At 69.6% G+C, this 13,575-nt stretch carries 13 protein-coding genes; 4 read left to right on the top strand and 9 right to left on the bottom strand.

The genetic code is table 11. The features are described 5' to 3' along the window. Positions 1-64: 64 nt before the first annotated feature. The 3 genes from ASG69_RS10275 to cobN form a co-directional block, all read right to left on the bottom strand. Entirely contained in the window at positions 65-832 is a 768-nt protein-coding gene (locus ASG69_RS10275) for a DUF222 domain-containing protein (protein WP_156380491.1), read from the bottom strand. Positions 833-1,252: 420 nt separating this feature from the next. Next, positions 1,253-1,633, bottom strand: a complete 381-nt coding sequence (locus ASG69_RS10285; protein WP_056444540.1) for a PPOX class F420-dependent oxidoreductase — start codon at positions 1,631-1,633, stop codon at positions 1,253-1,255. 19 nt (positions 1,634-1,652) lie between these two features. Next, complete coding sequence (gene cobN / locus ASG69_RS10290) at positions 1,653-5,288, bottom strand: cobaltochelatase subunit CobN (RefSeq protein WP_056444543.1); 3,636 nt, start codon at positions 5,286-5,288, stop codon at positions 1,653-1,655. A gap of 162 nt (positions 5,289-5,450) precedes the next feature. Here cobN and cobG point away from each other — a divergent pair, with 162 nt between their 5' ends. Then, positions 5,451-6,584: a precorrin-3B synthase gene (gene cobG / locus ASG69_RS10295; protein WP_056444546.1), complete on the top strand. Its 1,134-nt coding sequence runs from the start codon at positions 5,451-5,453 to the stop codon at positions 6,582-6,584. Between the two features lie 15 nt (positions 6,585-6,599). Here cobG and ASG69_RS23250 read toward each other — a convergent pair whose 3' ends face one another. Then, entirely contained in the window at positions 6,600-6,728 is a 129-nt protein-coding gene (locus tag ASG69_RS23250; protein ID WP_261775611.1) for a hypothetical protein, read from the bottom strand. Positions 6,729-6,911: 183 nt separating this feature from the next. On the opposite strand from ASG69_RS23250, the gene ASG69_RS10300 reads away from it, so the two are divergent. Together ASG69_RS10300 and cobJ are read left to right on the top strand one after the other, a co-directional pair. Continuing rightward, positions 6,912-7,538 (top strand): precorrin-8X methylmutase, encoded by a 627-nt coding sequence (locus tag ASG69_RS10300; protein WP_056444549.1) that lies wholly within the window; start codon positions 6,912-6,914, stop codon positions 7,536-7,538. Beyond that, entirely contained in the window at positions 7,535-9,061 is a 1,527-nt protein-coding gene (cobJ, locus tag ASG69_RS10305; RefSeq protein ID WP_056444552.1) for a precorrin-3B C(17)-methyltransferase, read from the top strand. The genes ASG69_RS10300 and cobJ overlap by 4 nt, the downstream gene beginning before the upstream one ends. On the opposite strand, the gene ASG69_RS10310 is transcribed toward cobJ, so the two are convergent. The 4 genes from ASG69_RS10310 to ASG69_RS10325 are packed head-to-tail and all read right to left on the bottom strand — an operon-like array spanning position 8,990 to position 12,536. Next, on the bottom strand, positions 8,990-9,787 hold the full coding sequence (locus ASG69_RS10310) for a cobalt-precorrin-6A reductase (RefSeq protein WP_056444555.1): 798 nt from the start codon (positions 9,785-9,787) through the stop codon (positions 8,990-8,992). The genes cobJ and ASG69_RS10310 overlap by 72 nt on opposite strands. A gap of 27 nt (positions 9,788-9,814) precedes the next feature. Then, positions 9,815-10,564, bottom strand: coding sequence for a precorrin-4 C(11)-methyltransferase (cobM, locus tag ASG69_RS10315; RefSeq protein WP_027505376.1), 750 nt, complete (start codon positions 10,562-10,564; stop codon positions 9,815-9,817). Further along, on the bottom strand, positions 10,561-11,757 hold the full coding sequence (locus ASG69_RS10320) for a bifunctional cobalt-precorrin-7 (C(5))-methyltransferase/cobalt-precorrin-6B (C(15))-methyltransferase (RefSeq protein WP_056444558.1): 1,197 nt from the start codon (positions 11,755-11,757) through the stop codon (positions 10,561-10,563). The genes cobM and ASG69_RS10320 overlap by 4 nt, the downstream gene beginning before the upstream one ends. Next, positions 11,754-12,536 (bottom strand): SDR family NAD(P)-dependent oxidoreductase, encoded by a 783-nt coding sequence (locus ASG69_RS10325; protein ID WP_235578915.1) that lies wholly within the window; start codon positions 12,534-12,536, stop codon positions 11,754-11,756. Before ASG69_RS10325 ends, ASG69_RS10320 begins: the two co-directional genes overlap by 4 nt. A gap of 32 nt (positions 12,537-12,568) precedes the next feature. Here ASG69_RS10325 and ASG69_RS10330 point away from each other — a divergent pair, with 32 nt between their 5' ends. Beyond that, a complete protein-coding gene (locus ASG69_RS10330) occupies positions 12,569-12,970 on the top strand; it encodes a PPOX class F420-dependent oxidoreductase (RefSeq protein ID WP_056444561.1) in 402 nt (133 codons plus the stop codon). On the opposite strand, the gene ASG69_RS10335 is transcribed toward ASG69_RS10330, so the two are convergent. Then, positions 12,933-13,505: a TetR/AcrR family transcriptional regulator gene (locus tag ASG69_RS10335; protein ID WP_321163706.1), complete on the bottom strand. Its 573-nt coding sequence runs from the start codon at positions 13,503-13,505 to the stop codon at positions 12,933-12,935. The two genes, ASG69_RS10330 and ASG69_RS10335, sit on opposite strands and share 38 nt — an antisense overlap. Positions 13,506-13,575: the final 70 nt, after the last annotated feature.

The raw sequence follows: 13,575 nt of genomic DNA on the forward strand, positions 1-13,575 counted from the left end.
CACGGTCGAGTGCTGATGGTGGGAGCGTGCGGAGGTACTCGACCTGCTCCCGGAGTTTTCGGTTTTACGTGCCGCCCAGTTTACCCGTGGTCGGTGTCCAGCCTGCCGGCATGCGGCGAGTTCGGCGGACTTCCCGCCCGGCGGCGGGAACCGGCGAGCCCGGTGGTTCGGAGTCGGTCGGCGGGTCGTGCTCCGGGCATCGGCAGCTGCACGCCGCCCGCGGTTCCGCGACCTTCGCCGCGGTGATCATCGCCTGCCACGTCGCATCCCCGGCGATCGTGCGGGCCACATCGGCTGGGACCGGTCCCCAGCCGACGAGGTGGCCGGGTTCCCCCGCCAACCCTGCTGCGGTGGCAGCATCGAGGACGATCACGGCACGGGCCGGCGTACCCGAAACGGCCCCGGTCAAGAGCGCGTGCGCGGCGTCGAACAACCGAGCCGGCAACGACGTCGGATCGGTGACCCCGCGTGCGGCGGCAGCGGCGATGTTCCGCCACAGTGCGGCGACTTTGTCGGCCGGACCACGGATCTTCATCTCGGCCTGATCGCGCGGGAGCTTGCGCACCGTCGCCGACCGCTCCAATGCTGCCCGTTCACGGATGATGCGGTGCCAGTCGGCGTCGAAGTCGGCGAGGATCCGGTCGATCGCCGACGCGACCGCACCCGGCGTGCACCGGGCTGCGACAGCAATGACCCGCTGCAGTAATGCTTCGGTCGCATGATGGAACCCGGCCAGGGATCGGCAGACCGTGCGGACGCCGCGTACGCCAACCGGCCCGCATCGAACGCTTCCTGCACCGCAGGACGGGCGGTGCGAATCAAAAACAGCCACTCCGTGACAGTGCTGGTGGACACCGACAGCGCCGACGCGACCTCCGCGACCGCGCATGCTTCGGCGGCGTCGGCGTCGAATACCCCACCGGTCGCGAGCACGGCGGGGCGTCGGGACTCGGAGTGGATGTAGGAGCACGACGCGGCGACGGTGCGGGCGAACGAGGCCTGGGCGTCGACCTTCGCCGACACCAACACATCGATGGAAACTGTTGCGTCGTACACGAATTCACCCCCCGGTGATGCCCCGATCAGGCCGCCCCCCGACGACCTGACCAAACATTAACTCACTCCACCGACAGAAACTAGAACGTATGTTCGAACCTGGCCGTGCGGCGCCTCGCAACTCCTCCGGGAACATGGAGTGTCAGCGGGAGCGCCTGATCCGGCAGGCGTTCGGTGAGGTCTACTAGAACAGCCATCAAACGACGCGGAGCGCCAGACCGACGGTGCTGCTCTTGCCCTTGAAGAGCGAGCTCATCGTCACCACGATGCGGCCGGTGATGCCGTACTTCTCGATCACCACGTCGCGGGTACGCGCGGTGCCTGCGTCGTCCAGCACCTCGGCGACAGCGTCCATGGCCGGGCCCACGTTCTTTCCACTGCGATCGCAGGTGGCCAACGTGACGCGGGGAGTGTTGCGGATCCGCTTGACCTTCCACGACTCCCGCTGAGTCCACATGAGGAGCCGATCCCCGTCGAGGGCCGCCCAGATGGGTGTCGGCTTGGGGGTGCCGTCCTTGGTGAACGTGGTCAGGAGGACGTACTTCGCGGTGCCGACGTCACCGAACGGGTTGCTCATACGAGACAGGATAGGCCGGTCAGTCGCCCTCGAGCTCGCCTTCGCTCTCGAGGTAGGCCGCACGGAGGTCCGCGAGCACTGTCGGGTCCGGTTCCGCCCACATGCCGCGTTCCACGGCCTCGAGCAGTCGCTCGGAGATTCCGTGCAGCGCCCAGGGATTGGACGTCGACATGAACTTCCGATTGGTCTCGTCGAGGACGTACTCCTGCGTGAGCTTCTCGTACATCCAGTCCTGCACGACTCCCGTGGTGGCGTCGTACCCGAACAAGTAGTCGACCGTCGCGGCCATCTCGAATGCGCCCTTGTACCCGTGCCGCCGCATCGCGTCCATCCAGCGCGGGTTGACGACGCGCGCACGGAACACGCGGGACGTCTCCTCGTGCAGCGTGCGGGTGCGCACCGATTCCGGGCGGGTGCTGTCGCCGATGTACGCCTCGGGAGACGTTCCGGTGAGCGCACGCACGGTCGCCACCATGCCGCCGTGGTACTGGAAGTAGTCGTCGGAGTCGGCGATGTCGTGCTCGCGGGTGTCGGTGTTCTTCGCCGCCACCGCGATGCGCCGGTAGGACGAACGCATGTCGTCCGCTGCCGGGACGCCGTTCAGTCCGCGGCCGTACGCGAAGCCGCCCCACGTCGTGTAGACCTGCGCCAGATCCTCGTCACTGCGCCAGCTCTTGCTGTCGATCAACTGCAGCAGTCCGGCGCCGTACGTGCCGGGCTTGGATCCGAAGATGCGGGTGGTGGCTCGGCGGTCGTCGCCGTGCTCCGCGAGATCGGCCTGTGCGTGCGCACGCACATAGTTCTGCTCGTCGGTCTCGTCCAGGCCCGCGACCATGCGGACGGCGTCGTCCATCATCGCGAGCACGTGCGGGAATGCGTCGCGGAAGAAGCCGGAGATGCGGACCGTCACGTCGATACGCGGCCGTTTCAGCTCGTCCAGAGCGATCGGTTCGAGGTGCGTGACGCGGCGCGACGCCTCGTCCCACACGGGCAGCACGCCGAGCAGTGCGAACACCTCGGCCACGTCGTCACCCGAGGTACGCATGGCGCTGGTCCCCCACACCGACAACCCGACAGAGCGCGGGTACTCGCCGTGATCCTGCAGGTAGCGTGCCACGAGCGACTCGGCCATCGCCTGGCCGGTCTCCCACGCGAGCCGCGACGGCACCGCCTTGGGGTCGACCGAGTAGAAGTTGCGGCCGGTCGGCAGCACATTGATGAGTCCACGCAGCGGCGATCCGCTGGGACCGGCCGGGATGAATCCGCCGTTCAGCGCATGCAGTACACGGTCGATCTCCTGGTCGGTTCCGCGCAGACGGGGAACCACCTCGGTGGCCGCGAAGCGGAGGATCTCGGCGACGGTGTCGGGCAGTCCCGCGGTGATGCCGTCGACGGCGTCCACCGACCAGTCGGCGCGGTGCAGTGCCGCAACGAGACCACGTGCCTGCTCCTCGACGGCATCGACCGACGCACGGGCCTCGTCGCCGTCCTCGCTGAGACCCAACGCTTCTCGCAGACCCGGAACGGTGCGCTCCCCGCCCCACATCTGACGGGCCCGCAGCATGGCAAGCACGAGGTCGACCTCCGCCTCACCGCGCGGAGCCTGCCCGAGGACGTGGAGCCCGTCGCGGATCTGCACGTCCTTGATCTCGCACAGCCAGCCGTCGACGTGCAGCAGCATGTCGTCGAACACCTCTTCGTCGGGGCGTTCCTCCAGGCCGAGGTCCTTGTGCATCTGGGCCGCGGTCATGAGCGTCCAGATCTGCTGACGGATTGCCGGCAGCTTCGCCGGGTCCAGAGTCGAGATGTTGGAGTGCTCGTCGAGCAACTGCTCGAGGCGGGTGATGTCGCCGTAGCTCTCGGCGCGGGCCATCGGCGGGATGAGGTGGTCGACGAGAGTCGCGTGCGCGCGGCGCTTGGCCTGTGTCCCCTCGCCCGGGTCGTTGACCAGGAACGGGTAGATCAGTGGCAGATCGCCCAACGCGGCGTCGGTGCCGCACGAGGCGGACATGCCGAGAGTCTTGCCGGGCAACCACTCGAGGTTGCCGTGCTTGCCGAGGTGCACGACGGCGTCCGCGGCGAAACCGCCGTCCTCCTCCGGGGCCGCGAGCCAGCGGTAAGCGGCGAGGTAGTGGTGGCTGGGGGGAAGATCCGGATCGTGGTAGATCGCCACGGGGTTCTCGCCGAACCCGCGAGGCGGCTGCACCATGAGGACGACGTTGGAGAAACGCAGTGCGGCGATGACGATCTCGCCCTCCGGATCCGCCGAACGGTCGACGTACAGCTCGCCCGGTGCCTCGCCCCAGTGTTCGACGACGCCGGATCGCAGGTCCTCCGGCAGCGTGTCGAACCAGCGTCGGTAGCGCGCGGCCGAGATACGGATGGGGTTGCCCTCGAGTTGCTCGGCGGTGAGCCAGTCGGCGTCCTGCCCACCGGCGGCGATGAGCGCGTGGATGAGGGCGTCGCCGTCCTGCGCGGCGAGGCCGGGCACCGCGTCGTCACCGTCGACGGGTCCGATGTCGTAGCCCAACTCGCGCATCCGCGTCAGCAGACCGATCGCCGACGCCGGGGTGTCGAGTCCGACGGCGTTGCCGATGCGGGCGTGCTTGGTCGGGTACGCGGACAGCATCAGCGCAACGCGCTTGTCGGCTGCGGGAATTCGGCGCAGTCGAGCATGCCGGACCGCGATGCCGGCGACACGCGCACAGCGCTCGTGGTCGGGTACGTACGTGCTGAGGCCGTCGGCGTCGATCTCCTTGAACGAGAACGGCACCGTGATGATGCGACCGTCGAACTCGGGCACCGCGACCTGGGTCGCGACGTCCAGCGGGGACATGCCGTCGTCGTTCGCGTCCCACATCGCGCGGGAGCTGGTGAGGCACAGGCCCTGCAGGATCGGCACGTCGAGCGCGGCGAGCTCGGCGACGTCCCAGGCCTCGTCGTCGCCACCGGCGCCCACGTTGGCGGGACGGGTTCCGCCGGCCGCGAGCACGGTGACCACCATGGAGTCGGCTTCGCGCAACGCCTCGAGCAGTTCGGGTTCCGCGCTGCGCAGCGACGCACAGTAGATCGGGAGCGCGCGAGCGCCCTTCGCCTCGATGGCGTCGCACAGGGCATGGATGTAGTCGACGTTGCCCGCGAGGTGCTGGGCTCGGTAGTACAGGACGGCGATCGTGGGCTCTGCCCCCGTGCGCCTTTCGCGTACCTCTGGATGCGCAAAAGGCGCACGGGTGCGCAGCACACCCCAGGTGGGGAGATGGGCGGGCGGGGCGAACCCGTGGCCCGTCAGCAGCACCGTGTCGGACAGGAAATAGGCGAGCTGCTCGAGGTTGTCCGCGCCACCCTCGGCCAGGTACTGGTGCGCCTGCGCAGCGACATTCGCGGGAACCGTCGACAGTTCCATCAACTCGGCATCAGGAGCCTGCTCGCCGCCCAGCATGACCACCGGAACGGGGCCGCGGAGCACCGCGTCGATACCGCTCTCCCACATCCGGCGCCCGCCGAGAATGCGCACGACCACCAGGTCGACACCGTCCATGAGCGTCGGCAGATCGGCGTCGACGAGGATGCGGGACGGGTTGGCCCAGCGGTACTCGGCGCCGGAGGCACGTGCGCTCAGCAGGTCGGTGTCGGATGTCGAGAGCAGCAAGATCACGGTGGTGGAGCCTTCCCTGGGGTTTTCGCGCCCCGTCGGCGTCGGTGTGCACCCCAGGTCTGACTTCTCCGGAGACGCTGGAGTCACAGTGGCGCGACCGCGCCGGAGTCTCACCGGCTTCCGGGGTGCTTCGCGATGATCGTACGTCGTAGCCTGGACTGCATGAGTGATGCCGGGGACAGGAGCAGACGGGACGCCTGCCCCGGGGCGCTCCAACTGCACGAGGCGAAGGACGGCTTGCTGGCTCGGGTGCGTCTGCCCGGCGGCGCGCTCAGCGCCGAGCAGATGGGTGTGCTCGCGGCGGCATCGACAGACTTGTCCGACGGTGAGTTGGTGCTCACCTCCCGGGGGAACGTCCAGCTCCGCGCGGTACGCGATCCCGACGACCTGGCCGACCGACTCGCGGCCGCGGGACTTCTGCCGTCGGAGACCCACGAGCGGGTCCGCAACATCCTGGCGTCGCCACTCTCGGGTCGTCTCGGCGGAACGGCCGACGTCCGCGACCTGGTGTCCTCGCTGGACACCTCGCTCACGGGTGATCCTGAGCTGGCCGACCTGCCGGGTCGGGTGCTCTTCTCGGTCGACGACGGCCGCGGCGATGTGACGGGTTTCGGCGCCGACATCGGCGTCCACGCCGTCGACGAGGACTCCTTCGCCCTCATCCTCGGGGGCGCCGACAGCGGCGTCCGGGTCCCGCGGGCCGACGCGGTCGCGGTGATGCTCGACGCGGCACGCGGGTTCCGCCGCGAGCGGCAGGGGCACTGGCGCATCGCGGAGATGCCGAACGGCGTGGAGGCTGTGCTCGGTCACGTCGATCACGCTGTCGGCGACCACCCTCGGGTCGCCGTCGAGACGTCGGTGGAGCCGCCGATCGGATGGTTCGTGCAGGACGACGCCACCGTCGCGCTCGGTGCCGCACTCGCCCACGGCGTGCTGCCGGCCCGCACCGCCCTCTTCCTCGCGGCGGTCGAGAAGCCGATCCACGTCACGCCGTGGCGCGGCATCGTGCTCCTCGATCTCGACGAGGGCGTCGCCGAGCAGGTCGTGCGTGTGTTGGCCCCGATGGGCCTGATCTTCGACGCGGAGTCACCGTGGGTGCGGGCCAGCTCGTGCGTCGGCTCTCCCGGCTGCGCGAAGTCGCACTCCGACGTGCGCGCCGATCTCGACGCCGCCGTGGAGAACGGCGAGGTGGGCGACGGCCGGGAGCACTGGGTCGGGTGTGAGCGCCGATGTGGCCGACCCCGCGGTGAGGTCACCGACGTGGTCGCGACCGAGAGCGGTTACCAGCGCTCCTGAGCCGCCTGCATCCGATCAGGAGCCCGGTGCGGTCACGATCAGGTAGTACAGCGTGGCACCGATAGCCAGTATCTGTTGGCCCGGGAAGGCGTAGTTGTCGACCAGCCAGTGGCCGGCGAGGTCGAACAGATCGCTCGGAAACATGGTTCGGCTCCGTTCTCGTCGACGACCCCGCGGTCGTTCGTCTCGGCAACGTTACGGACGATGCAGCGCGACCGGAACAGACCGAGCGTCACGATTCGGTGTCGATCCGTGGTGCCTCTCCCCCGTGCCGCGGCGCCGGACCCTGGCCGACCGCGGCGCGTCATCGCTCCCTATCGTGGAGCCATGCACGACTACATTCGCGACGGCGACGAGATCTACCGGCGCTCCTTCGCGACCATTCGCGAAGAAGCCGATCTGTCGGCCTTCTCCGACGATGTGGCCCAGGTCGTCGTGCGCATGATCCATGCCTGCGGCGAGGTGAATCTCGCACAGTCGATCGCGTCCACACCCGACGTCGTGGCCAAGGGTCGCGCGGCACTCCGCGCCGGGGCCCCGGTGCTGTGCGACGCGACGATGGTCGCGTCCGGCATCACCCGTCGACGGCTTCCAGCCGACAACGAGGTGATCTGCACCCTCAACGCACCGGACGTCCCGGAGATGGCGCGCGAGCGCGGCACCACCAGAACGGCCGCAGCGGTAGATCTGTGGGTCGACCACCTCGACGGCGCCGTCGTCGCGATCGGCAACGCACCCACCGCACTGTTCCGGCTCATGGAGTTGATCCAGCAGGGCGCTCCGCGCCCGTCCGCGATCCTGGGTGGGCCCGTGGGCTTCATCGGCGCCGCGGAGTCGAAGGACGATCTCGTCGCCTCCGGTCTCGGCCTCGACCACCTGCTCGTCCTCGGCCGCCGCGGTGGCAGCGCCATCGCCGCAGCCGCCGTCAATGCCATTGCGACGGAACGCGAATGAGCGGCAAGCTCTGGGGTGTCGGTATCGGCCCGGGTGATCCGGAGCTGGTGACGGTCAAAGCCGCGCGGGTCATCACCGCCGCCGACGTCGTCGCCTTCCACAGCGCCCGGCACGGCAAGAGCATCTCGCGCCGCACCGCGGAGCCGTACCTGCGAGAGGGGCAGATCGAGGAACACCTGGTCTACCCGGTGACCACCGAGGGCACCGACCATCCCGGCGGGTACGACGGCGCGCTCGCGGACTTCTACGTCGAAGCGTCCGAACGTCTAGCGGCGCACCTCGAGGCCGGGCGCTCGGTCGCGCTGCTCGCCGCCGGCGACCCGATGTTCTACAGCTCGTATCAGCACATGCACGTTCGTCTCGCGCACCGCTTCGACACCGAGGTGATCCCCGGCGTCACGTCGGTCAGTGCGGCGTCCGCGGCGGTCGGGGAACCGCTAGTCGAGGGTGACGAGGTCCTGACCATCCTGCCGGGGACCCTGCCCCGCGCTGAACTCACGCGGCGACTCGAGGACACCGACTCCGCCGCGATCCTCAAGCTGGGCCGCACGTATCCCGCTGTGCGCGAAGCCTTGCGCGACAGCGGCATGATCGACCGCGCCCGCTACGTCGAGCGCGCGAGCACCACCGGCGAACGCGTTCTCGCCGCCGACGATGCGACGGACGTTCCGTACTTCTCCATCGCCGTGGTCTCGAGCCCGTCCTACGTGGTCAGCGAACCCGCTGCGTCGGGCGAGGTGGTGGTCGTCGGATTGGGGCCGGGCTCCGCCGAGTGGACCACGCCGGAGGTGCGCGGCGAGCTGCTCCGCGCCACCGATCTCGTGGGCTACACCACCTACATCGACCGGGTGCCCGTTCGAGCCGGCCAGCGTCGACACGCGAGTGACAACCGAGTCGAATCGGAACGGGCCGAGATGGCACTCGATCTCGCGTCTCGCGGCGGTCGGGTCGTCGTCGTGTCCTCCGGCGATCCCGGCGTGTTCGCCATGGCCGCAGCGGTTCTCGAGGTGGCGGCGCAGGACCGATGGCGCCACGTTCCCGTGCGCGTCTGCCCCGGGGTCACGGCCGCCAACGCGGTCGCGAGCCGCGTCGGCGCTCCCCTGGGCCACGACTATGCCGTTCTGTCCCTGTCCGATCGCCTCAAGCCGTGGGACGTGGTCGAGCGCCGCATCCGCGCGATCGCGGCGGCCGACATGGCGTTCGCCGTCTACAACCCGGCCTCGCGCTCGCGGACCTGGCAGGTGGAGGCGCTGAAGACGCTCGTGCTCGAGCACCGTGGCCCGGACACTCCCGTCGTCGTGGGCCGCGACGTCTCGGGACCCGAGGAATCGGTGACCGTCGTCCGGCTCGGGGATCTCGACCCGGCCACGATCGACATGCGCTGTCTGCTCATCGTCGGAGCGTCCACCACGACGGTCGATCACACCGCGGACGGCCCGCGGGTGTTCACGTCACGGCGTTACGACACCGTCGATCCCATCGCCCGCGTCGGGAGCGGCGCGGGGAGTGCGTCGCTTCAGTAACCAGGTCACGCACTTGTCGGCAGTCGGCACCACGGGCACGTCGTCCTGAACGGGCGGCCGTTCCACCATGACGACGGGGATGCCGCGCTCGCGGGCGGCCTGAAGCTTGGCCGACGTGAGCTTGCCGCCGCTGTTCTTGCTCACCACCACGTCGATGCGGTGCTCGTCCAACAGCTCGCGCTCGCCCTCGAGGTCGAACGGCCCGCGTGACTCCAGAATGCTCGAGTGCGCGGGGACCTCACCCTCGGGCGGATCGATGCACCGCACGATGAAGTGCCGGTCGTCCAGGGACGCGAAGTGGTGCACGCCCTGTCGGCCGATGGTGAGCAGGACGCGGGCGAGAGCGGGTCGGTCGGCGAGTGCCTGCGCTGCCGCCTCCATCGACGGCACCGTGATCCAGTCGTCCTCGGCCAGCGGACTCCACGGCGCGCGACGCACCAGCACCAGCGGCACGTCGGCCGCCGTGCAGACCTCGACCGCGTGCGCCGTCATCGTCGCGGCGTAGGGATGCGTGGCGTCGACGACGTGCGTCACCTCGTGCTCCGTGATCCACTCGCGCAGACCGTCCACCCCACCGAAGCCGCCGATCCGCACCTCCCCCACCGGGAGCACGGGATCGGCCACTCGGCCGGCGAGCGAGGAGGTCACGGTGGTGCCGTGCAGTCCGTCCAGCTTGATCGCGAGCTGACGTGCTTCGGACGTGCCACCGAGAACCAGAACATGCATTGGGGCGACCTTACCGGCCCCGGACGGTCAGTGATCGAGCCGTCGCCGGGCCGCCGAGTACAGGAAGCTGTCCGGGAAGCCCTCGGCCGACAAGACGCGGCCCACGACCACGACCGCCGTCTTGACGATGCCCGCCGCCACCGTCGCGTCCGCGAGATCGGCCAGGGTGCCCCGCACAATGACCTCGTCCGCGCGGCTGGCGAAGGCCACCACCGCTGCGGGACAGTCGGATCCGTAGTGCGGCACGAGTTGCTCGGTGATGCTGTGGATCTGGCGCGCACCGAGATGAATGACCAGTGTCGCCCCGCTCCGTGCCAACGTGGGCAGATCCTCGCCGTCGGGCATGGCCGTCGACAACGTCGACACCCGCGTCAGCACCACGCTCTGCGAGATCCCGGGCACGGTGAGTTCGCGACCCAGCGCGGCCGCAGCTGCGGCGAACGCCGGAACGCCCGGCACGATCTCGTAGTCCACACCCGCCGCGTCGAGTCGTCGCGACTGCTCGGCGACGGCGCTGTACAGCGACGGATCGCCGGAGTGCACGCGGGCGACATCGAGGCCGTCACGCGAGGCGGTGACGAGTTCGTCGACGATCGCGTCGAGCGTCATGCGAGCGGTGTTCACGACGCGGGCGTCTGCCGGGCACGTGTCGAGCAGTTCGCGTGGCACCAACGACCCGGCGTACAGGCAGACCGGGCTCGACGCGATGATGCGGGCTGCGCGGACGGTCACGAGATCGGCCGCACCGGGTCCCGCGCCGACGAATCTGACGGTCACGCTGTCTCCTTCTTCACGACGCTCCACTGCGTCACCGGCATCTGCGGACGCCACCCGGTGAATCCGCCGAGCGGTTCGCCGCGATGCACCTGCAGTCGTCGCAGCAGACCACCGTGCCGCTGATACCACTGCAGGAGAAGCGATTCCGACTCGGCGGTGACGGCATTGGCCACCAGCCGCCCACCCTCGGGCAGGGCGTCCCAGCAGGCGTCCATGACTCCGGGTTGGGTCGCGCCGCCCCCGACGAACACGGCGTCGGGTTCGGGCGCACCGGACAAGGAATCGGGTGCCGCGCCGCGGACGACGAGCGACGGAACGCCCAGGGCGACAGCATTGGTCCGGATAGTGGCGGATCTGGACTCGACGCGCTCGAACGCGATCGCGGAACATGCCGGATGCGTGCGCATCCATTCGATCGCGATGCTTCCCGACCCGCCGCCGACGTCCCACAGACGTTCACCCGGTGAGGGCGCGAGGGCGCTGAGAGTCAGCGCCCTGACCTCGCGTTTGGTCAGCTGACCGTCGCCGACGTAGAGCGCGTCGTCGAGTCCGGGTGCGCGCGAGACGGTGTGGCCCCGCACCTCGAGCGCGACGACGTTCAGTGAGTCGACGTCGCGCGCGTGCACCCAGTCGGTGACGGGCAGCGCACGCACCCGCTCGCGCGGTCCCCCGAGTTGCTCGAGCACTGACATGGCACTGGAGCCGAGGTCACGGCTCAGCAGCAGAGTCGCGAGTTCGGCTGCGGTGCTCTCGTTCTCGGCGAGCACGAGGACGCGGCGTCGGTGTGTCAAGGCGGGCAGTACGGTCTCGATCGGCCTGTTCACCAGGGACACCACCTCGACGTCGTGGAGCGCCCAGCCGAGACGGGCGCACGCGAGCGACGCCGACGACGGGTGCGGAAGGACGCGCACCGCATCGGCACCGAGGAGCCGCGTCAACGTCACGCCGATCCCGTGGAACATCGGGTCACCGCTCGCGAGCACGCATCGCCGCGTACCGGCATGCTCGTCCAGGAGACCGGTCAGTGCAGGCAGCATCGGGGTGGGCCACGCGATTCGCCGAGCCGCGGTGCCCGGTACCGCGTCGAGTTGACGCTCGGAGCCGAACAGGACGTCCGCGGATTCGACGGCGTCACGGGAGGTCGGCGACAGCCCGGCCCACCCGTCGGCGCCCACGCCCACGACGTCGATCATCGCGGCATCCGGCGCCAGATCGGACGTGGGAGGACGCGCATCAGGGCGACGAGTAGGCGCAGACGGCCGGGCACCCACACGACGTCGGTCCGCGAGCTCAACGCGCGGACCACCGCGTCGGCCACCTGGCCGGGTGTGCTCGACATCGGTGCGGGAAACATCCCCTCGGTCATCCGGCCGATGACGAAACCCGGTCGGATCAGCAGCAACCGCACACCGGTCCCGTGCAGCGCGTCGGCGAGACCGGACGCGAATCCGTCCAGTCCGGCCTTCGCCGACCCGTAGACGTAGTTCGCCTTGCGGACCCGAGCGCCGGCGACGGAAGAGAAGACGACGAGCCGGCCGGATCCCTGCTCGCGCAGCGCCGTCGAGAGATGTGTCAGCATGCTGACCTGCGCCACGTAGTCCGTGTGGACGACGGCCACCGCGTGCGCCGCATCCGTCTCGGCGCGCGTCTGATCGCCGAGGATGCCGAAGGCCAGGACCGCCGTGTCGATCGGCCCGTGAGCCAGAACCGACGTCACGAGACCGTCGTGCGACGCCAGGTCGTCTGCGTCGAACTCGAGCGTCGTCACCCGACTCGCGCCGGCCGCGCGCACTCGATCCGACTCGGCGACCAGATCGTCGGACCGACGGGCGGCGAGGACGACGTGGCGGCCGCGCGCGAGGCGCTCCGCGATCTCGAGACCGATGTCGCTGCGACCACCGAGGAGCAGCAGGATGCCGGTGCTCGACTGGTCGGGTGTGGTCAGGTCACGGCCGGCCGGTGGGTGGGTCACGGCGTCCAGTGTCCTCGATTATCGTGGCGGTCATGCCCGCCACCCCCTCCTCGCTGAACGCCGACGCCGGAACCTTCCTCACCGAGCGTCATCTGGCAACGCTGGCCACGAAGCGTCAGGACGGCACACCGCACGTGGTGGCGGTGGGATTCACGTGGGATCCGGAGGCAGGTCTGGCGCGAGTGATCACGCGGGACGGATCGCAGAAGGTGCGCAACGCCGAGCGCGGCGGCTACGGCGCCGTGACTCAGGTCGACGGGGCGCGATGGCTGACCCTCGAGGGGCCGGCGCGCATCCTGCGCGAACCCGACGCCGTGCGTGATGCGGAGAACCGTTACGCCCAGCGCTACCGGACGCCGCGGGAGAACCCGGAGCGCGTGGTCATCGAGATCACCGTCACCCGGGTGATGGGCTCCCAGTCGTTGCGGGACTGAGCAATCGGGCGGCGGCCTCCCTGGCCGCCCGCGCGGTCTCGCTCGACCGCGTGATGGCCGCGGTGGTCTGAGCACCCTCCGCCAACAGCGCGATCTGCAGTCCCACGGTGGGCGACGCCCCGGCCGCGACGGCCAGCGTCGTGACATGGTCGATGAACGTCAGCTTGTGGGCGCGCGCGGCATCGGACACCGCGGGCATCGTGGCGCCGAGTTCCCCGAACGAGTTGATGAACGCGCACCCGCGGAAGTCGTCCTCGAGGAACCAGTCGTGCAGGAAGTCGAAGATCGACAACAGCTTGTCCCGCGGTGACTCGTGTGCGCTCTCGGCCTCGTCGATCCGGCTGTTCCACATCGTCGTCCGGCCGTCGAGCACCGCGGTGACGATCGCGGACTTGGACGGGAACTCCGCGTAGAGCCGTTTGAGCGGAACGCCCGCCTCGGTGCGCAGTTCGTCCATACCGACGGCCTGCACCCCCTTGGCATAGAACAGCGTGTCTGCCGCCGAGAGGATCCTGGCGCGATGATCGGTCTCCACGAACCCTCCTGTCGTCATGAGCACTTGCGGCGAGAACCAACGTTCTCTACTGTAGCCGACACGAGCGAGA

Source organism: Rhodococcus sp. Leaf225, from assembly GCF_001426145.1.
In the GTDB taxonomy this organism is placed as follows: Bacteria; Actinomycetota; Actinomycetes; order Mycobacteriales; family Mycobacteriaceae; genus Rhodococcoides.